Origin of the sequence: Syntrophomonas sp., from assembly GCF_028707975.1 — a bacterium.
Lineage (GTDB): Bacteria > Bacillota > Syntrophomonadia > Syntrophomonadales > Syntrophomonadaceae > Syntrophomonas.
Map to the genome: position 1 here is coordinate 1 of NZ_JAQVZX010000034.1, position 19,490 is coordinate 19,490.

Sequence of the window (19,490 nt, forward strand, 5' to 3'; positions counted from 1 at the left end):
TAAAACCGGATACGGTCTCAAAAAATGCATCAGCAAATGAAGGCAGGCATCCGGTAAAGATGTAAGGGAGGCTGCCAAAGAGGGAGGCCAAAAGCCAACCCAAGCTGACAATTACAAATCCTTCTTTGTAGTGAATGGCCTGCTTTTCAGCAGAAAAAACCAGCAAGAGTCCGGTAGCAATAGTTACTCCGGCGGCCAGGATAAAAGGGATGATTATTGATTCCCGGTAATAAAGGGAGCAGAGCACGCTCGACAGCATAGAGATACCAATAATCAAGATTATTCTTCCCAGGTATCCCAGTATAACGCGAGTTCTAATCAAAAGAGCCAGGCCCCCTTGAGAAAGAGTTTTTCCACCCGAGGCAGGTCTTTGGGCAGGGTAAAAACAATAACCCGGTCAAAGGCATCAATCTTGAAGTTGCCATCGGGGACTATAACCTGCTCGCCCCTTACCACTGCGCCTACCACTGAACCGCGGGGGAATTTGATATCTTGAATCTTTTTGTTAACCGCAACTGAGCCTGGCTGGGCAAAGAGTTCCAGCATTTCCGCCTTCTCTTCGCCCAGAACCGTAACCGAAACAATATCACCCCGGCGGATGTATTTTAAAATGGCCCCGGCGGTAAGAATACGAGGACTAAGGACAATGTCGATATCAATCTGCTCAACCAGGGGAATAACCTCAAAGCGCTTAAGCTGGCAGATGGTGGTTTTAACTCCCAGGTTCTTGGCGATAAGGGAGCAAAGCATGTTAATTTTGTCGTCATCGGTTACCGCCACAAAAATGTCGGATTGGCCTATGTTTTCTTCATCCAGCAACTGGTAATCACTGCCATCCCCGTGGATTACCAAGGTGTTTTTTAGTTTCTCCGATATTCTTTCTGCGCGTCTAAAGTCCTTTTCAATAATTTTAATATTGAGCAATAGTTTTTGTTCTTCCAGGATCTGGGCCAGATGGTAACCGGTGCGGCCTCCACCCAGTATAGTAACCTGGTTTATTTTATGACGATAAAAGCCCAGGAGCTTTTCCACTTCAGCAATGTCAGCACTTTGGGCCATCAAATTGATGTGGTCACCGGGGTAAAAAGTATCCTGACCCCGGGGGACGATCATCTTATGCTTGCGAAGTATAGATACAATATTGTAGGGCAAAGAGCTATCCACATCTTTTAGTGTTTTCCCCACCAGAGGCGAATCTGGCCGAATACGGAGTTCTACCAGCTGCACCTTGCCCTCGGCATAGTAATCCACATTCAAAGCCTCAGGATTTTTTACAATCTGAGCAATGTGAAAGGCAGTAACCCGTTCCGGATTTATGATGAGGTCGATACCCATAAGCTGGTTTAAGGAGATGTTTTTGAGTTCCAGGTATTCGGTATTGCGCACCCGGGCAACAGTAACCTTGGTGCCGTAATGCTTGGCCAGCATACAGGCCAGCATATTTAATTCGTCAAATTCAGTTACGGCCAAAAGGAGGTCAGCATCCTTGACCCCGGCCGCCTCCAGCACCGAAAAGCTCGAAGCGCTGCCATTGATAACCTGAATATCCAGGGTGTCTTCAAGAATCTGCTGTCTTTCCGAGGATTGTTCAATTACCACCACATCGTGATTCTCTTCGGAGAGCATCTCCGCCATGCTAAACCCTACTTTTCCAGCGCCGATAATGATTGCTTTCATAAGCATACCACCTGTTAAACGAATTATGATTAATAATCCTGCTTCAACTCACTCAGTTCACTGCGATTCTATCATATTTTAGTACTTTGGGCACCTTTTTATTATAAATACATGGACGGAGGACGGAAGACAGAAGACAGAAGACGGAGTGGTCGTCAGGCACATGATAAAAGACAATAATGGCATAATAATAAAAGTAAGGAGTGAGGGCAAAGGATGAGTTTAGGAGGTGCGATAGATGGAGCATCAGAACAAGGGAAAGGGTTCTTTCCCTCCCTGGAGCAGAATGCCTTCTCTGGCAGAAATGAGCCAGGAAGCAGGAGTTGATTTCGATGAACTATTGGACTGTATAGAAAAGGGAAAGAGCAGCCAGGAGATGGCGGAAAAATTCCAGGTTAGTAATGAAACGGTGGAGTCTCTCCGCCAACACTTTATTCACTATGGAATTAGTTCAGTAATTGGTGGAGATTAAGCATATTATATGGGTTTGCCTTGAAAAATAGTGGAGAATAGGATACTATAATCTAAATTTCTAAAGGGGGCCAGACAATGAGTGAGAAATTTGGCAAAGAAGGTCTCACCTTTGATGATGTGTTGCTCGTACCGGGAAGGTCTGAAGTTCTCCCCCAGGAGGTTGATGTCTCAACCAGGCTTAGTCGTAATATAAGGTTAGGTATTCCTGTTTTGAGTGCGGGGATGGATACAGTAACTGAAACCAGGATGGCTATTGCTGTGGCCAGAGAAGGTGGCATTGGCATAATTCATAAAAATATGTCCATCGATGAACAGAGTAAAATGGTGGATCGGGTAAAACGTTCCGAACATGGAATAATAACGGATCCTTTTTACTTATCGCCGGAGAACACTATTCGGGATGCTCTCGATATTATGGAACATTATCACATTTCGGGAGTGCCTATTACCGAAGGAAGCAGGCTGGTGGGCATTATCACCAACCGGGATATACGATTTGAAACCGATTTCACCCAATTAATAAAAAATGTCATGACCAGTGAAGGACTGGTTACTGCACCGGTAGGCACCCGTATGGACCAGGCCATGGATTTACTTAGAAAATATAAGATAGAAAAACTCCCGCTGGTAGACGATGATTTCAATTTAATGGGCTTAATTACTATAAAAGATATCGAAAAAACTTCGAAATATCCCAACGCTGCCAAGGACAACCGAGGACGCTTGCTGGTTGGAGCAGCCGTTGGAATAGCCCACGATACCCTGGAAAGGGTGGAAGGCCTCAAAAAGGCCGGGGCGGATGTTATAGTAGTGGATACGGCACATGGTCATTCTCTAAGCGTGATAAGAATGGTGAGCAGCATCAAGAAACAATTTCCGAAAATCGAGCTTATTGCCGGTAATGTTGCTACGGCGGAAGCCACTGAAGAATTGATTAAAGCCGGAGCTGATGCGATAAAGGTAGGAATTGGGCCGGGCTCTATTTGTACTACCCGGGTAGTAGCTGGAATTGGCGTTCCGCAGATAACCGCTGTTTTTGATTGCGCTCAGGCGGCTAAAAAGCATAATGTACCCATAATTGCTGATGGCGGCATAAAATATTCGGGGGATATCGCTAAAGCTATTGCTGCCGGTGCAGATACAGTAATGCTGGGCAACCTGCTGGCGGGAACCGATGAAAGCCCGGGTGAGACGCAAATATTCCAGGGCAGAAGCTACAAAGTTTACCGCGGAATGGGGTCTCTGGGAGCTATGGTACAGGGAAGCAGTGATCGTTACTTCCAGGAAGATGCTCAAAAGCTGGTTCCAGAGGGAATAGAAGGTCGTATCCCCTATAAAGGCTATGTATCTGAGACTATTTTCCAACTCATTGGTGGGCTAAAAGCCGGTATGGGTTACTGTGGAGTGGAGAATATCGGGGAAATGCAAAATAAGACCAGTTTTATTCGTATTACCAATGCGGGCTTGATTGAAAGCCATCCGCATGATATATCCATTACTAAAGAATCCCCTAACTACCAGGTAATGTAGTAGGAAGACGGAGGACGGATGGCGGAAGACGGAATGGTCGTCAGTCGCCAGAATATATCATGGGGACGTTCCTTTTCATCGGTGGTTGTGGCCCTGGCCATGGGGGGTTAGTATGGAGATTTGGGTTGGGCGAATAGTTCTGGCCGCCATTATGGGTTTTATTTTGGGTGTAAGTACTGACAGGTCGATATCTACTACCCGCACTTATACCATTACCTGCATGGTTGCAGCCCTGCTCACAATTGTTTCCAATGAATTTTATAAAAACCTTACCTTTCCGTGGTATAGCGACCCGGGGAGGCTTTCCGCTCAGATCATATCGGCTATAGGATTTATTGGCACCGGACTGATCTGGATGGCGGAAGACAAGCAAAGCAGTGGGCTATCTTTGGCCGCCAGCCTGTGGATCACGGCTATCTTGGGAATCTTGATTGGCGCAGGATTGCAACAAGCCATGATTCTGGCTACATTTTTGGTTATAATCGTTTTTTGGTTTTCGGATAGCCTGATTCGATATAAGAATTATTTGTGGAAAATATTTATGGGGAAAGATAAAATAAAAAAGGGGGAATAATCCCCCTTGTGAATGCGGGTTATTTCGGTTTGCTATACCTGGTTAGAGATACTCCTCTCGGCCAGTTCGATTGCTTTTCTTACCATACTGCCACAGTCTCGGGAAGATACAGCACCCCAACCCTGAGTTGACACCAACTGGTCAACTCCAAGTTCACGGGCAATTTCATATTTGAGTTGTTCGGACATGAGGCCTTTTTTACGGCTCAATCGAAAAACCTCCTTAATTCCCGCACCCATTTAGTATTCTGTGATAATATAAATAGAATTATGGCTAGATTTTAAAGCTTTATATGTAAAGTGTTTCACAAAATACGACTTATTGTATAAACTTAAATAAAGCCAAGGGAGGTAATAATTCATGAGGTATGAAGGAAGTGTCTACCGTCCACCAAGTGAAGCCAGGAGCTATATCCTGCAGGTCACGATAGGTTGTTCTCATAATAGATGCACCTTTTGTTCCATGTACAAAGACAAAAAGTACCGGGTCAGGTCGCTGGATGAAGTAATGGCTGATATTCGCATGGCTAAATTATATTATGGAGACCTGGAAAAGGTCTTTCTGGCTGATGGAGATGCACTGGCGGTTGATACCGGCGATTTAGTGAAAATAATTACCGAGCTTAAAAAGAACTTTTATAGCCTCAGGCATATTGGGATTTATGCCAGTCCCGACAGTATCCTTTCTAAAGATATAGAGGATCTTAAAAGATTAAAAGAGGCTGGGCTGACTATTGCTTACCTGGGTGTGGAAACCGGAGATCCTGAACTATTAAAAGATATAAAAAAAGGGGTTACTTACGAAGAAATGGTTGAAGCAGGGAAAAAGATTCGAGAAGCCGGCATTCTTCTCTCGGTTACAGTCTTGTTGGGCCTGGCGGGAAGAACTTCACAGGCAGTTGACCATGCTCAGAAAACAGCTCAGATCCTAAATGAAATGAATCCCGACTATGTTGGTGCTTTAACCCTGATGCTGGAACCGCGTACACCCCTGTACCGGAAAATGCAAAAAGGCGAGTTTGAACTTCCTGCTCCTTTTGAGATACTGGATGAAATGCGTATTATGATAGAGAATTTTGAGCTTGAGGGAACAGAATTCCGCAGCAATCATGCTTCTAATTATCTACCTATCAAAGGAAGGTTCCCGGAAGATAAAGAAAAAATTCTGACTTGGATTAATGAAATAATTAACCGGAATGATACCAGCTATTTGCGCCCCGATTATCTAAGGGCACTTTAAAATTTGTTCTCAAAAACACTAATCAATATTCTCGTTTATGCAAAAATCTAATCAGGGGGTGGAACAATTGCGTTTATTTGGCACCAAAGACGAGCAGCTATTTATGTTATTCAGTGAAAGCGCACGCGTAGTGATAAGAGGTGGCGACATATTGCAAAATGTGGTCAACGATTACAATGATCTGGATATTAAGATGGCAAAATTAACTGCTATGGAGCATGAAGGGGATCGGATTATTCAGGAATTGATGCGGCGCTTGAACACCAGTTTTATTCTTCCCTTTGACCGGGAAGATGCTTTTCAGTTGGCTCAAAAATTGTCTACAACCCTTGATTATATCACTGGTATTATTGATCGTATGATTTTATATAAAACCGGACGACCTAACAAGAGGGTAAAAGAAATGGTAAATGTTTTGTGTGAAGCCTTGCTTCTGCAGGAAAGAGCTTTGAACCTGCTGCAGAATTTAGAGCACAACAACAAGGAAATACTGGAGTGCTGTGAGGAAATAAGGCAATTGGAAAGAAAACAGGATAATAATTACCGCCAGGGCTTAGCCCTTTTATTTGAAAATGAAGAGGAGCCTATTCTGATTATAAAATGGCGCGAGGTCTACGAACATATTGAAATGGCTCAGGATTATGTTCAGGATGTGGCGGAATTAATCAGTAATATTTGTGTCAAGTATTCTTAATATTGGTTCCACTGCAAAAACCCCTTTTTATGCACGCTAATGCATATTTATAACTTTTTGCAGTGACATCAATATTCATATAACTCCAAGAAAGGCAGAAAGGGGTAAGGGATGATTTTTGCAGATTATCCCTCACCCCTTAAAATTTCCCGCCTGATGCTTTTCGATAGCTTTTCTCACTTCTAACCCCCTACCCTTACTCCTGACGCTCCCCACCTAGCCTGTCCTTTTTTTCCCACCATGATTTTCCCGCTTTCCTTCTTCCCTTTACAACGGATAAAGATTATAAAACTGGGGTATTTTACAAAAAGGAGGGATGTTGCTTTGCGTAAATTTATCCTGAGTTGCATAATTATAACCCTAATAGCTTGCCATACCGGCTTTACCTGGCCTTTGCCCCGAATCGAAGTACCCCAGGCATCGGTGGTATATGATGTTAACGGAGAAGCAATAAAGGGATTGGGGGAGCAAAATCGGATTAATATTGATCTTGGCGAAATGCCGGGTCATTTTATTAAAGCCGTGATCGCGGTGGAAGATAAGAATTTTTACCAGCACCATGGCATTGATATGGCGGGTATTCTAAGGGCTCTCTATGTAAACATCAGGGAAAGAAAGATTGTAGAAGGCGGAAGCACCATAACCCAGCAAACCGCCAAGAACCTTTTTTTGAGCAATGAACGAACCTTTTTACGAAAATTTAAAGAACTCTTTTATGCCCTGGAGTTAGAGAGACAGTATAGCAAAGATGAAATCCTGGCTATGTATTGCAATACCATCTACTTTGGTCAGGGAGCCTACGGCATCGAGGTTGCTGCGCGCACATTTTTCGGCAAAAGTGCCCGGGATTTAAACCTGGCGGAATCGGCTCTTCTGGCCGGTATTCCCCGCTGGCCCAGCAATTATGATCCCTATATCAATCCTGATGCAGCCAGAAAGCGGCAGCTGCAAGTGTTGCAAAGAATGCAGGAAGAAGGATATCTTGATGAAGAAAGCAGAGCCCAGGCTGTGGAGCAGAAGCTCGAATATGAAAAAACCAGCTATATTAAAGGGGAAGCTCCCTATTTCATTGCTCTGGTAAAGGATTATTTGAGCAAAAAATATGGAGATCAAATGATATATCAAGGGGGATTGAAGGTTTATACCAGTCTTGATTTATTTATGCAGCGGGCAGCCAACCAGGCCTTGCAGTCAGGCTTAGAGGCTTATGATCCCAATTTGCAGGCGGCTCTGGTGGCCGTGGATCCCAGCAACGGAGAGATACGAGCTCTCATAGGAGGAAGGGATTATGCCAGTTCAACCTTTAACCGGGTTTTTTCCGAACGCCAGCCCGGTTCGACCTTCAAACCCTTTATGTATTCGCTGGCTCTCTATTCCGGTTTTACTGCGGCTGATAAAATAATGTGTGAAGAAGTGGAGTATGAATTACCCAACGGTGATATTTACCGGCCAACCGATTATGGCAAAGAACCCTATCACTGGCGCGAATTTACTTTGAAAGAGGCGGTAATGAAATCGGATAATGTGGTTGCGGTTCGGGTAAATAGTATCTTGGGTCCGGTGGCTACCGCCAGCCATGCGGAAAAGTTTGGATTTAATAATGTTCAACCGGTGCTTTCTTTGCCTTTGGGCGCCAGCGAGGTTAGACCCATAGATATGGCATCAGCCTATGCAGTTTTTGCCAACCGCGGGCTGTACAGTAAAGCCTACTACATATTGAAGGTTACGGATAGAAACGGGAAAGTTCTAGAAGAAAATCATCCCCTCCAAAGCAGGGTAATTGGAGAAGACAATGCCTATATAATCGCCAATATCCTGGAAGGAGTTATGGAAGCGGGTGGAACGGGGTCACATCTCCGCAATATTATTGGAGGAAGGGTTGCCGCAGGGAAAACTGGAACTACTGATGAGTTCAAGGATGCCTGGTTTGTCGGCTTTACCCCCCGTATTTGTTGCGCGGTTTGGGTGGGTTATGATAAAAATCAAGAAGTTAATATGTCCGGTGGGGTAATAGCTGGGCCGATCTGGGCTCATTTTATTGAGGGCGCTTCCCCGAGGCTGGCCGAAGGGGATTTTTATCGTCCGGATAATGTTAGAATGCTCAATATTTGCCTGGATAGTGGGATGGTTGCCAGCGAGGCTTGTCCCCAGCAGATGGAAATGGCCTTTGTAGAAGGTAGCGAGCCCCAAGATATCTGTTATGAGCACCGTGCAGAAGATGATTGGAGCATGGATGACGGTATTTTTCCCTGGTGGCAAAGCTGGTCTCCATAAAGGTGGGAGATACGGGAAGCTTGCTATACCTTAACCTAAAATGTTTGAGCGTTACTATCAAGCCTATATGGCCTATATTATATATATCCATATTTTGACTCTACTGCAAAAACCCCTTTTTATTGCATAAGGGTTGCATGAATATACAAAACGCTGGCGAAGGTGAAAGCGGGCGGTCGAAGACCGCCCTTACAATGCCTTGCAGTCGCTATTAAGGTTGTTGCGCTTGATTCGGGGAAAACGACATGGGGGTCGTTCCCTACATAGCCTGCGATCGCTATTAAGGACGCTGGAGCGGTATAAATATGCACGCTAATGCATATTTATAACTTTTTGCAGTAATATCATATCTTTGACCGTGTATAATACAGACCTGAATCACGGCTTACCCATACTATAATTTTCTCACCTGCCATTTTATTGCTGGCTAGCTCTGGCCCTTAATGGTAGAATTTCCTTAGCTGTCCTTTTGCATTAAGGGCTTTTAGCTTATTTCCATGAAGGAGAAAAAAATGCGTAATATGGAGCTCCGGGAAGGTATTAAGGATTCAATCCCCATTGTTTTAGGTTATTTGCCTCTGGGATTTGCCTTTGGTGTTCTGGCCACTGAAGCCGGGATGAATCTACTGCAAGCCACCGCTATGTCTATTTTGTGTTTTACCGGTGCGGGGCAATATATCGCCATCGGGGTTATGCAGGCTGGTGGAGCAGTAATTACAGCTATTCTAGCCAACCTTTTGATAAACCAGAGATACACCCTTTTTGCTACTTCCATGGTTCCCTATCTGAAAAAGCTCCCCACCCGCTGGACGGCTTTTTTGTCCTATGGACTTACTGATGAAACCTATGCCGTGGCCATAAACCGGTATCGGCAACAGGAAGCTAGTATTTCATATATGGCCGGACTGAACCTGACTTCACATTTATCCTGGGTTGGCAGTACTGTTTTGGGGGCCTGGCTGGGTAGTTTGATAAGCAATACCGAGCGTTTTGGTCTAGGTTTTGCTTTACCGGCTATGTATACTTGTCTCCTGGTTTTCATGGTGAATAAAAAGAGTGATGCCCTGGTAGCAGTTTTTTCTGCTTTTATATGTCTCTTAAGCGCTTATTTGCTACCCGACTCCATGAAGAACTTGTCCAATATTATTATTGCCACCTTAATCGGGGCCAGTTTGGGGATGTTGATTGATGAGCGCAACTAGCGTTTACTTAATGATAATTGGGGTTTCCATAGTCAGCCTTTTACCCCGTATATTGCCCATAGCTATGCTGTCGCGATTTGAATTCCCCGAGGGCCTGAAGAAGTGGTTGTCTTTTGTTGCTCCAGCAGTTCTAGGGGCATTAACTGCCTTAAGCATAATCGCACCCCAGGGCAGTATAGATATTAGTACCGGAAATATTTATCTCTGGGCTTTTATACCCACATTTTTGGTAGCGATAAAGAGCAGAAGCCTGTTCTTGACCCTGGTCACCGGTATTTTGACCATGGCTTTATTGTATAATTATTTTGGGGCATGAAGTAAAGCATAAACAATAAGTGGGGGACTTTATCCAAGGAGGAGAGACAAATGAATGTAACGGTAAGCATCCTGGTGGAAAACACTACTCCGTCCCCGTCTCTGGTAGGAGAGTATGGATTTTCGGCTCTGATAGAAGTGGATGGGAGAAAAATCCTCTTTGATACGGGCAGTAGAAATGCGCTTTTTAATAATGCGGAAAACCTGGGAATAAAGCTGGAAGAAGTTGAAGCATTGGTTATCAGTCATGGGCATTTTGACCATACCAGTGCTGTAGTACCTTTTTTACAGAGATTTGGGCCGAAAAAGCTCTATCTTCATCCGGGTATTTTCACCCGGCGTTTTTTACAGGGGAAAAAGGGCTTGGGTCCGAATATCGGTTGTCCCTTTGATCAAGAGGAACTGGTGGAAAACGGAGCTAAAATAATCTTTATTGATAGTTTTTGTGAAATAATGCCCGGGATTTTCATCAGTGGAGAAATACCACGGAAAAACAGCTTTGAAAATACCGGAGGCAATTTCAAGATTGCTACCGGCCATGGCTTAGTTGAAGATAAGTTGCCCGATGATATGGCCTTGCTGGTAGATCATCCTGAAGGCCTCATTATTATCAGTGGATGCGCCCATTCGGGGATGATAAATACTATAGAATATCTTGTGGAAAAAACCGGCAGATCAAAGATGCTGGCTTTTATCGGAGGAACCCATTTGATAACGGCTTCCGAAGATAGATTGGCCCAAACCATAGCAGCCTTAAAAACGATAAATGTGGAAAAGATTGCTGTCGGCCATTGTACCGGTTTCTATGCTGCGGCCCGGCTATTAAACGAACTTGGCCCCAGGGTTATTAAGGCGGATACGGGTATGAGCTTTCATTTCTAGAAGACGGGGCTGCTGTAAGTAAATTGTACGGGGGTATGTTTTCTGAATCTGAACAAATATAAAGTAAAAACCAAAGATTTAAGAAAGAATTGTAATCCGTCTATCTTTAAATTCACTTCTACTGCCGAGGTTGAGCCACTGCCTGGAATCATCGGGCAGGAACGGGCTTATCGCTCGTTGTCATTGGGCGTGGATATTAAAAAGCAGGGTTATAATGTATATCTGGCCGGAGCCATGGGAACAGGCAAAACCACCCTGGCCTGGGAAATATTAGAAGATAAAGCGAAAAAGGAATCGCCTCCGCCAGACTGCTGTTATGTGCATAATTTTAAAAATCCCGATTGCCCCCAGGCTATACTATTGCCTGCAGGCGTGGGAAGCAGTTTCAAAAAAGACCTGGAGGCCGGAATAGACCGGGCCATAAAAACCTTGCTCAAGTCTTTTGAAAGTGAAGAATACGAGTATGAAAAAAACGCTTTGCTGAGTTTCTTTGTTGACGAAACCAATAGAATGTATATGCAATTGGATGAAGAAGCACACAGCTATGGATTTACTATAAGCCGCAACCAGAATAGCATCAACAGCGTTCCTCTGCAGAATGGAGAGCCTCTCAGCCAGGAAGAATTCATGTCTCTACCGGAAGAAGAGCGGATAGAGATAATGAAGAAAAGTGCTATCATTCAGGAAAAGCTAAATCAGGCCTTTCGTCATTTTAAGGAATTGGAAAAGAGTATTAAAGTAAAAGTCAAAAAGCTGGAAAATGAAACGGTCAGGGCGGTAATGGCACCGATTTTTGCCGATTTGTTTGAAAAATATCGGTTGTTTAAAGATCTGGTGGAACAAATCGAAGCCATACAAGAGGATCTGCTGGCGAACTATGAAGCCTTTGTACAACCGGAAGAGAACTCCCCCTTAAGCTTGTTTAGGCGCATTGAGCAACGGAACTCATTGCGTCGCTACCAGGTAAATTTAATAGTAGATAATTCAGAGCTTAAACACGCTCCTGTAATTTTCGAAAGCAATCCTACTTATGCTAATCTTTTTGGACAGATAGAATATGAAGGAGAATTCGGCATTCTGGCTACTGATTTTTCTAAAATTAAGGCCGGAGCCATACACCGGGCCAATGGCGGCTATCTGATTCTACGGGTTTATGATGTTGTTAAAAACTATTATGTGTGGGATGCTCTTAAACGAAGTCTTATTAACCAGGAAATTGTGGTGGAAAACCTGAGCCGGATGCTGGGTATAAGTAATACGGAGACGCTTCAACCGCAACCCATTCCGGCCAAGCTTAAAGTGGTATTAATTGGGGAACCGCTATATTATTATCTCCTTTATAACTGGGATGAAGAATTTCGGCGACTTTTTAGAATCAGGGCAGATTTTGACATAGAAGTGGAAAAAAGCCGTAAGCGGATTAGGGAATATGCCCGCTTTATCAGTTCCATATGTCGCCAGGAAGGCCTGAAGCACTTTGACCCGCAAGCGGTAGCTGCTGTCGTTGATTATGCTAGCCGCCTGGCGGAAGATCAGAATAAAATATCCACTATGCTGAATAAAGTGGTAGAAATAGTAATTGAGGCTGACTGCTGGGCCAATTATGCGCGAGCGGAACTGGTTGGCCTGGCGCATGTAAAAAAAGCCATAATGGAAAAAAAATATCGTTCTTCCCTGTTGGAAAACAAAATTCAAGATATGATGGCTGAGGAAAGCTTGATAATAAATGTGCAAGGGAAGAGGGTGGGAGAACTTAACGGCCTGGCGGTATATGAAATTGGAGACTATTCGTTCGGTAAGCCGGTGCGAATCACCGCCAAAACCTTTATGGGAGAAAAGGGACTGGTAAATATTGAACGGGAAATCCGTATGAGCGGCAATATTCATAGCAAAGGAGTTCTTACCTTGAGCGGCTATCTGGGAGCGCAGTATGCCCGGGAAAAACCTTTAACGCTGTCAGCCAGTTTAACTTTTGAACAAAGTTATCAGGGAATAGAAGGAGATAGTGCCTCCAGTGCCGAATTATTTGCATTATTATCCAGCCTGGCGGATCTTCCGATTAAACAGGGTATTGCAGTTACTGGTTCCGTTAATCAAAATGGGGAAATTCAGCCGGTAGGAGGCATCAATCAAAAAATCGAAGGTTTTTTCAGAATTTGCCAGATGAAAGGTTTGGACGGAGAACAGGGGGTTATTATCCCCAGGAAAAACCTGTCCCAACTTATGTTGGAAGAAGAGTTGCTTGAAGCCGTAAAGAAACGGCAATTTAGCATATGGGCTATTGAAGATATCGATGAAGGTCTAGAGATACTTACGGGCAAGCCAGCCGGGAAAAGGGAAGAGAACGGAAGATTTTCGCCCGATAGTGTTCATGCTCTGGTTGACCAAAGATTAAAGGAATGGAGCAGCAAAAAAAGACGAGATATTGCTTTCCCAGATCGGGTTATTAATGCCGATCGACACCGTCAGAAGAGCAAAAGGAGGAAAAGCTATGGGTAAAAGCAGAATCCTTGGGGGAATACTGCTGATTCTTCTTTTACTGTTTAACAGTGGCTGCAATATTGATGGCAAGAAGCTTTTTCAGTCGTCCTCTCCTCCTGAGGAGCAACTCATTAAAGTGCGGATAGTTTTTACTGACGATCAGGAATTGGAAACCTATATTAAGAATTTAGGCATTGAAGAAAAGGGCAAGGTTTATGTAGGGGGTTCTTCTTTGAGTTATTTTTATGATGCTAACGGAAAGGTTTTGGGTTCTTATAACTATCAGCGGGTATTATATATAGAAATAATCCCGGAGAAAAACAAGGAAAAATAAGATTTTTGTGGAATACTGTCAAGTAAAAGATCGTGTATCGAAAATATATTACGGGAACATTCTTCAGATACATATCATTATATATATCTGAATCAGCGTCTATAATAACCTCTTGTAATGCCTTTATTTTTATCGGTTGAGTCCTCCACCCTGCGGGTACTCCTGGCGTTTCACCCTTCGGGTGTCACTATTGAGGTTGCGGGCATGGGGGGTTAGTACAGAAAAGTGAGGAGTTAAGGTTAGGGAATTATATCTCACATTAGCCTGGGAGTACTCTTCATGGCTACTTGCATTTTTGCGAGTATGGGGGTTGATAAGACCAAGAAAAAAATAAAAATTGGGAAGGGAGCGGAGGTATTGTGAGGTTAATGGTTAGAATTGAAAGGCTGCTGAGATTATTAGATGTCCGCTTACGATTGATCTTGGCTTTTACTCTGATAGTAGCGGCAGTTACTGGCATAATGGGCATCTATGCCACCTATGTAATGTCAGAGAAGATTGTATTTACTGCTCAGGAAAAGCTCAAGTCTGACCTGGCTCTGGGGAGGCAGATTATTGAGCTCAATTTCCCCGGGGATTGGGAAGTAATCGATGGCCAGTTGTACAAAGGCGATGTATTAATGGAGGAAAACTACGATGTTGTGGATAGAATAGGTAAATTGACCGGGGATACGGTGACTATTTTCAAAGGAGATACCCGGGTATCCACAAATGTCATGAAGGATAATAAGAGGCAGGTGGGAACCCAGGTATCGGAACAGGTGGCCGAAGCAGTCTTAAAGAAAGGTGAAACATACATAGGCCGGGCCAATGTCGTAGGAACCTGGAATGAAACCGCTTACGAACCGATAAAAAATAGTGTCGGCCAGATAATCGGTATTTGGTATGCAGGGGTACCGGCTACCCCCTATGACGAAGCGGTGGGGCATTTTCGCAATTCTATGGTTATTTACTCTTTAATCGGTATATTAATTGGTTTTATAGCGGCCTTCCTTATCGCTGCCAGTGTGTACCGGCCTTTGGAAAGAATTAAGAAGGCGGTTGATGAAGTAAGCCAGGGCGACCTGACCCAGAAGGTGCCGGTTTTTGCTAAAGATGAACCCGCACAGTTAGCTCTTATGGTAAACCTGATGGTGGAAAGAATTTCTGAGCTTATAGGTAAGACACGGCAATTGGCTGAAAATGTAGGTCATGCCAGCGGCATTCTACTTAAAACCTGCGAAATGAGCACCAGTCAAATGGAGGATATGACTATCAAGGCTAATGATATGAATAATAGCGCCATCGGCCAGGCTGATTTGACCGGACGATCCAAAGTAGTAATAGGAGAGATGTCCGAAGTTATCCAACAAGTGGCTCGGAACTCCCAGGAAGTCTCCTCTTCAACCATGGTGGCCAATGCCAAGGCTCAGGAAGGGGAGAAACAGGTCGAAAAAGCGATAGAACAAATGGGAGTAATCAGTCATACTGTTAACTCTACCGCCAAGATAGTTCAGGGCCTGGGTGGAAAATCGCAAGAAATCAATCAGATTGTAGATTTAATAACCAATATAGCCAACCAGACCAATCTATTGGCCCTCAATGCCGCTATTGAAGCGGCCCGGGCGGGAGAGCAGGGTAAAGGCTTTGCCGTAGTGGCGGAAGAAGTTCGCAAGCTGGCGGAAGAATCCGGGGAGGCGGCCAAGCGTATTGCCGGTCTGATTAAGGAAGTGCAAAATGAAGCGGTTCGAGCAGTCAAAGCTATGGAAGAAGGAACTAAAGAAGTAGCTTTCGGAACCGAAGCGGTAGCCAGTGCGGGTGAAGCTTTTGAATTAATTATCAAGGGTGTAACCGAAATCAGCGAGGAAATTCAAGAGATGTCTGCTGCCAGCGAGGAAATGGCTGCCAGTGCGGAAACTGCGCTGGAGTCCATTGAGCAGACCAGTGCAGCTGCCCAGGACAATCTGGGCTATACCCGGAAGATTGGCCAACTGGCCGAAGAACAAATGGCCAGTGTGGAAGAAGTCAACGCTTCTATCGAAAGCTTGAATAAAGTTGTAATAGAAATGGAAGAGGCTATTTCCTATTTTAAAGTTTGATTTTGCTTTAATATGAAAACTGACATTTTGCGGCCCGTTCTTATGTTTAGAATGGGCCATGTTTATTGGAGGGAAATCTTTGCTTAATTTGCAGTTGAAGAAAAACAATAAACCTGAGGTGCAGGCTTATGAAATAAAAATTAGAAACCCCAATCTTTCACTGCAGGATTTGCTGAATGAGATCAATGAATTTTTTGATCGGGCCAAGCTAAGCAGAATGTGGCCAGGGAATAAAAAGGACTGCTCCGGATGTGGGATTTGCTGCTATGAACCATTGCCGCTTACCGCTATTGATGTAGAAAACATAATTCGGGCCAAAGAATTGGATTTTAAGGATGTTTTTCGCTATCTTTGGTTGAAAGCCCAGGGAAATGTAGTAGATATTACTTTGCGGAGAAGAAAGAATCAAAGCTGTGTTTTTTTAAATAGCAGATCCAATATTTGTAGTATATATTCCTACCGCCCGTTTGCCTGTCAAACTTATATCTGTTGCCCTGGACCACCGGCGATGGATAAACTGCGAAGCCAGGTTATAAACCAGGGAATGGATGAGCTGGTTCGCCAGGGCATGTGCTACTTTTACCAGCGTGGATTAAGCCTTCCCCTTAAGCAGGGAAAACAATACAAACTTAGAATGGAGGATTGGAAACCCAACGCTTTTACCGGTAAGAAAAGCTACTCCCAATTATTACTTAAAGACATAGTATCTTCAGATTTAATGAAAGTTCTGTTACTATAGATTTAGGGTGAGATTGGGATAAGTTCAGTAATATTGATCATAGGGGAAATAATAAGCAAGAATAACCCCGCTTGAGCGTCTTTTGCACAGGGAAGTTTATAATAATTAAGGGGAGGTAATAACTATGAAGCAAATTGCGGCACGATGCCTGCTCTGTGGTAAAACCTATGATGTTGAGGAAGACCACAGAGATTTTAAAAAACTAAGCGAGCAGGCTAAAGAAGCCCCTAGTTTTATCTGTGATTTTTGTAGTAACCGGGTTCGTCATGAATCAGATGAGAAAAGGAAAGAAAAGAAGCCGATCTAAATTGTGGAGGATTGACTTGGAAAACCTCAGAATAAGAAAAGATGACGGTCAAGAACTGGCTGCTCTGGCTTTTGTACCCGTGGAGCCAACCATGGTATTGCTGGTATCTCACGGTTTTCGCGGAGGTAAGGAAAACGGGGGCAAGATCTACTCCTTTGCTTCCCGCCTGCAGGAACTGGGGATAGCAGTGTACGCCTTTGATTTTATTGGCAGCGGGGCCAGTGACGGCAGTTTTGCTGATATTACTCTCTCGCGCCAGGCTGATGATCTGGCGGTTGTAATTGACTATGCCTATAAAAGACACCAACTCCCCCTGCTATTATTAGGGAGGAGTTTTGGCGGCAGTACGGTTCTGGCCGGGGGAAGCAACGACCAGAGGGTAGCCGGCTTTATACTCTGGTCTACCCCGGTGATGCTAAAGGCTTGTTTTGCCCGTATAATGAGCTCTGATTATAACAAATTGAAAGAAGGGCAGACCGTTCGTTTCCAGGACGAAGCTGGGGAATTTGAATTAAATCCTGGTTTTGTGAAAGATTTCGACTTGCATGATATGGATCAATACCTGGCCGCAATTGCTTCCCGGCCAGTTCTCATAGTACATGGAAAAGAGGATGAGGCAGTAGACTTCGTCAATGCAGAATATGTAGCCCGCCAGCTCCCTAAAGCGCAGTTGTATCTGGTAGACCAGGCTGACCACAGGTTTACCGGGCTGACGAAAGAAAGGGAAGACATAACCATCAACTGGCTTCGCCAAACGTTCTCCCAATTAACCCCCTGATATTCCCTATCGGATTGTTGAATTCCCTGCAAAAACCCCTTTGTTACATAAGGGTTGCAAAAATATGGCGAGTCGTAAGTGTTGCCCCTGCCAAATACCCTTCTGGCACCCTCCCTTCGGTCGCTATTAAGGTTGTTGGAGCGCGTATATTTATGCAAGCAAAAACATTTATGACTTTTGTAGTGACATCATTAGCTGGAATTAGATTATAGCTGGCCTTTTTGACTGGCGATGAATTCCAGGGCCTTTTCCAGCCGGGAAATACATTTTTCCCGTCCCAATACTTCCATCAGCTCAAAAAGCCCCGGAGTTGCAGTACGCCCGCTTAATGCCAGGCGGGTGGGGTGAATCAAATCCGCTGCCTTTACTTCCAGTTCCTGAGCCCGCTTCCGGAAAGCTTCTTCCAACTCTGCCGCCGAGAAGGAACCAATGCTGGAGACGATTTCCAGCACTTCGCTCAGCACGGTCGAGGCTTTGTGCTGTCCAAAGTGCTTTTTAACGCCCTTTTCATCATATTGCTCAACTTCCTCAAAAAAATAGCCAAGAGCATATAGGAGTTCATCCCGAGTTTTAGCCCGGTTGCGTACCAATTCTACTGCCTGCCGGAAGAAAACAGAATTCTCTTCATTTAGCCATCCCCGTTGTTGGGCTTGGGGCTCAAGCAAGGCTATCAAGCTTTCTATATCAAGCTGGGTCATATATTGGCCGTTCATCCACGCCAACTTCTCCAGGTCATATACAGCCGGGGATTTGGAGATATGCTCCAGGGAAAATTCCTGTATCATCTCTTCGCGGCTCCAGATATCAACATCCCGTCCGGTGGACCAGCCCAGCAGCGCCAGGTAATTTACCAAAGCTTCGGGAAGATACCCCTGGCTTTGGAACTCCTGTACCGAAATCGCTCCGTGCCTTTTGGACAGTTTGCTCCGATCCGGGGCCAAAATCATAGAAAGATGAGCAAAAGAGGGTTCTTTAAACCCCAGGGCTCGATAAATTAACAGTTGTCGGGGTGTATTGGAAAGATGTTCCTCAGCTCTTAGCACATGAGAAATCTGCATGCCAAAGTCATCAACTACCACAGCAAAGTTATAGGTAGGCCAGCCATCAGATTTGGCTATTATGAAATCATCAAAAAGAGCATTGGCAAAACTCACATCTCCCCGAATAAGATCATGTACTACCGTATAGCCCTCCCCAGGCACCTTTAAGCGAATAACCGCTGGTTTTCCCGCTTGCTGCATTTCCTTGACCTCTTCCGGCCCAAGTGCTTTGCAGCGACTCCCATATTTGTAGTCCCGTTTTTCCTGGGCGGCCTCTTCTCTCTCTTTTTGTAATTCTTCCGGAGTGCAAAAACAATAATAAGCCCGTCCAGAATCCAGAAGTTCTTGCAGGTAACGGGAATAGATATCACCCCGTTCACTCTGGCGGTAGGGTCCCAGCGGACCGCCAATATCCGGTCCCTCATCCCAGTCTAGACCCAGCCAGCTTAAGCCATCCACTATTCCGCGGGTCGAATCTTCGCGGGAGCGCCTGAAGTCAGTATCCTCAATACGCAAGATGAATTTCCCACCATGTTGGCGAGCAAACAACCAGTTAAATAGGGCTGTGCGAGCCCCCCCAATATGTAAAGCCCCCGTTGGACTGGGAGCAAAACGAACCCTTATATTACTCATAAATCAGCATCACTCCTTTACCAGTATAGTCTAGCCCAAAGACCGTTAATTTTCAAAGGGTAATCCAGCGGGCAAAAGAACCGTCCCCATGCCCGCACGGGCACGGGGACGGTTCTTTTGCCCGCTAACACTTCAGGCACCAAATGTAACTACTTTTCATATATTATAGAGCGGGGTGATAGAATGTTTGGGCCCAGAATCAATTGGCTTCCTATAATATTGGTATTTATTCTTATTGC

General features: G+C 44.6%; 18 protein-coding genes and 1 pseudogene. 15 read left to right on the plus strand and 4 right to left on the minus strand.

Going from position 1 to position 19,490, the window contains the following annotated elements; translation table 11 throughout:
• Positions 1-322, minus strand: a pseudogene (locus PHP87_RS06280) (TrkH family potassium uptake protein); the annotation flags it as partial.
• Complete coding sequence (trkA, locus tag PHP87_RS06285) at positions 319-1,677, minus strand: Trk system potassium transporter TrkA (protein ID WP_299919709.1); 1,359 nt, start codon at positions 1,675-1,677, stop codon at positions 319-321. The pseudogene PHP87_RS06280 and the gene trkA, both read right to left, overlap by 4 nt.
• Positions 1,678-1,915: 238 nt before the next feature.
• Between trkA and PHP87_RS06290 the strand changes: the two genes are divergently transcribed.
• The 3 genes from PHP87_RS06290 (at position 1,916) to PHP87_RS06300 (ending at position 4,255) form a co-directional block, all read left to right on the plus strand.
• Positions 1,916-2,149 carry a helix-turn-helix domain-containing protein gene (locus PHP87_RS06290; protein WP_299919710.1) on the plus strand — a complete coding sequence of 78 codons (234 nt, stop codon included), beginning with the start codon at positions 1,916-1,918 and terminating at the stop codon, positions 2,147-2,149.
• 77 nt (positions 2,150-2,226) lie between these two features.
• On the plus strand, positions 2,227-3,681 hold the full coding sequence (gene guaB, locus PHP87_RS06295) for an IMP dehydrogenase (protein ID WP_299919712.1): 1,455 nt from the start codon (positions 2,227-2,229) through the stop codon (positions 3,679-3,681).
• A 112-nt stretch (positions 3,682-3,793) separates the two neighbouring features.
• Positions 3,794-4,255, plus strand: a complete 462-nt coding sequence (locus PHP87_RS06300; protein WP_299919714.1) for an MgtC/SapB family protein — start codon at positions 3,794-3,796, stop codon at positions 4,253-4,255.
• A gap of 32 nt (positions 4,256-4,287) precedes the next feature.
• On the opposite strand, the gene PHP87_RS06305 is transcribed toward PHP87_RS06300, so the two are convergent.
• The gene (locus PHP87_RS06305) at positions 4,288-4,464 is read right to left on the minus strand and encodes an alpha/beta-type small acid-soluble spore protein (protein WP_299919717.1); all 177 of its coding nucleotides are present in this window, start codon (positions 4,462-4,464) and stop codon (positions 4,288-4,290) included.
• Positions 4,465-4,615: 151 nt separating this feature from the next.
• On the opposite strand from PHP87_RS06305, the gene PHP87_RS06310 reads away from it, so the two are divergent.
• The 12 genes from PHP87_RS06310 to PHP87_RS06365 all read left to right on the plus strand — a co-directional run bounded on the left by PHP87_RS06310 (position 4,616) and on the right by PHP87_RS06365 (position 17,578).
• On the plus strand, positions 4,616-5,494 hold the full coding sequence (locus PHP87_RS06310; RefSeq protein WP_299919720.1) for a radical SAM protein: 879 nt from the start codon (positions 4,616-4,618) through the stop codon (positions 5,492-5,494).
• 58 nt (positions 5,495-5,552) lie between these two features.
• Entirely contained in the window at positions 5,553-6,188 is a 636-nt protein-coding gene (locus tag PHP87_RS06315) for a DUF47 family protein (protein WP_299919743.1), read from the plus strand.
• Between the two features lie 324 nt (positions 6,189-6,512).
• Positions 6,513-8,462, plus strand: coding sequence for a transglycosylase domain-containing protein (locus PHP87_RS06320; RefSeq protein ID WP_299919723.1), 1,950 nt, complete (start codon positions 6,513-6,515; stop codon positions 8,460-8,462).
• Between the two features lie 512 nt (positions 8,463-8,974).
• Entirely contained in the window at positions 8,975-9,664 is a 690-nt protein-coding gene (locus PHP87_RS06325; protein ID WP_299919726.1) for an AzlC family ABC transporter permease, read from the plus strand.
• The gene (locus PHP87_RS06330; RefSeq protein ID WP_299919729.1) at positions 9,651-9,980 is read left to right on the plus strand and encodes an AzlD domain-containing protein; all 330 of its coding nucleotides are present in this window, start codon (positions 9,651-9,653) and stop codon (positions 9,978-9,980) included. The genes PHP87_RS06325 and PHP87_RS06330 overlap by 14 nt, the downstream gene beginning before the upstream one ends.
• A 50-nt stretch (positions 9,981-10,030) precedes the next feature.
• A complete protein-coding gene (locus tag PHP87_RS06335) occupies positions 10,031-10,861 on the plus strand; it encodes an MBL fold metallo-hydrolase (RefSeq protein ID WP_299919732.1) in 831 nt (276 codons plus the stop codon).
• A gap of 177 nt (positions 10,862-11,038) precedes the next feature.
• Positions 11,039-13,360 (plus strand): AAA family ATPase, encoded by a 2,322-nt coding sequence (locus tag PHP87_RS06340; RefSeq protein ID WP_366942896.1) that lies wholly within the window; start codon positions 11,039-11,041, stop codon positions 13,358-13,360.
• Positions 13,353-13,676, plus strand: a complete 324-nt coding sequence (locus PHP87_RS06345; protein WP_299919735.1) for a hypothetical protein — start codon at positions 13,353-13,355, stop codon at positions 13,674-13,676. The genes PHP87_RS06340 and PHP87_RS06345 overlap by 8 nt, the downstream gene beginning before the upstream one ends.
• Before the next feature lie 368 nt (positions 13,677-14,044).
• The gene (locus PHP87_RS06350; protein ID WP_299919747.1) at positions 14,045-15,754 is read left to right on the plus strand and encodes a methyl-accepting chemotaxis protein; all 1,710 of its coding nucleotides are present in this window, start codon (positions 14,045-14,047) and stop codon (positions 15,752-15,754) included.
• Positions 15,755-15,833: 79 nt separating this feature from the next.
• A complete protein-coding gene (locus PHP87_RS06355; RefSeq protein ID WP_299919737.1) occupies positions 15,834-16,493 on the plus strand; it encodes a YkgJ family cysteine cluster protein in 660 nt (219 codons plus the stop codon).
• 124 nt (positions 16,494-16,617) lie between these two features.
• On the plus strand, positions 16,618-16,800 hold the full coding sequence (locus PHP87_RS06360; protein WP_299919739.1) for a DUF2197 domain-containing protein: 183 nt from the start codon (positions 16,618-16,620) through the stop codon (positions 16,798-16,800).
• Between the two features lie 16 nt (positions 16,801-16,816).
• Positions 16,817-17,578, plus strand: coding sequence for an alpha/beta fold hydrolase (locus PHP87_RS06365; RefSeq protein WP_299919741.1), 762 nt, complete (start codon positions 16,817-16,819; stop codon positions 17,576-17,578).
• Between the two features lie 206 nt (positions 17,579-17,784).
• Here PHP87_RS06365 and gltX read toward each other — a convergent pair whose 3' ends face one another.
• The gene (gene gltX, locus PHP87_RS06370) at positions 17,785-19,251 is read right to left on the minus strand and encodes a glutamate--tRNA ligase (protein ID WP_299919742.1); all 1,467 of its coding nucleotides are present in this window, start codon (positions 19,249-19,251) and stop codon (positions 17,785-17,787) included.
• Positions 19,252-19,490 lie beyond the last annotated feature (239 nt).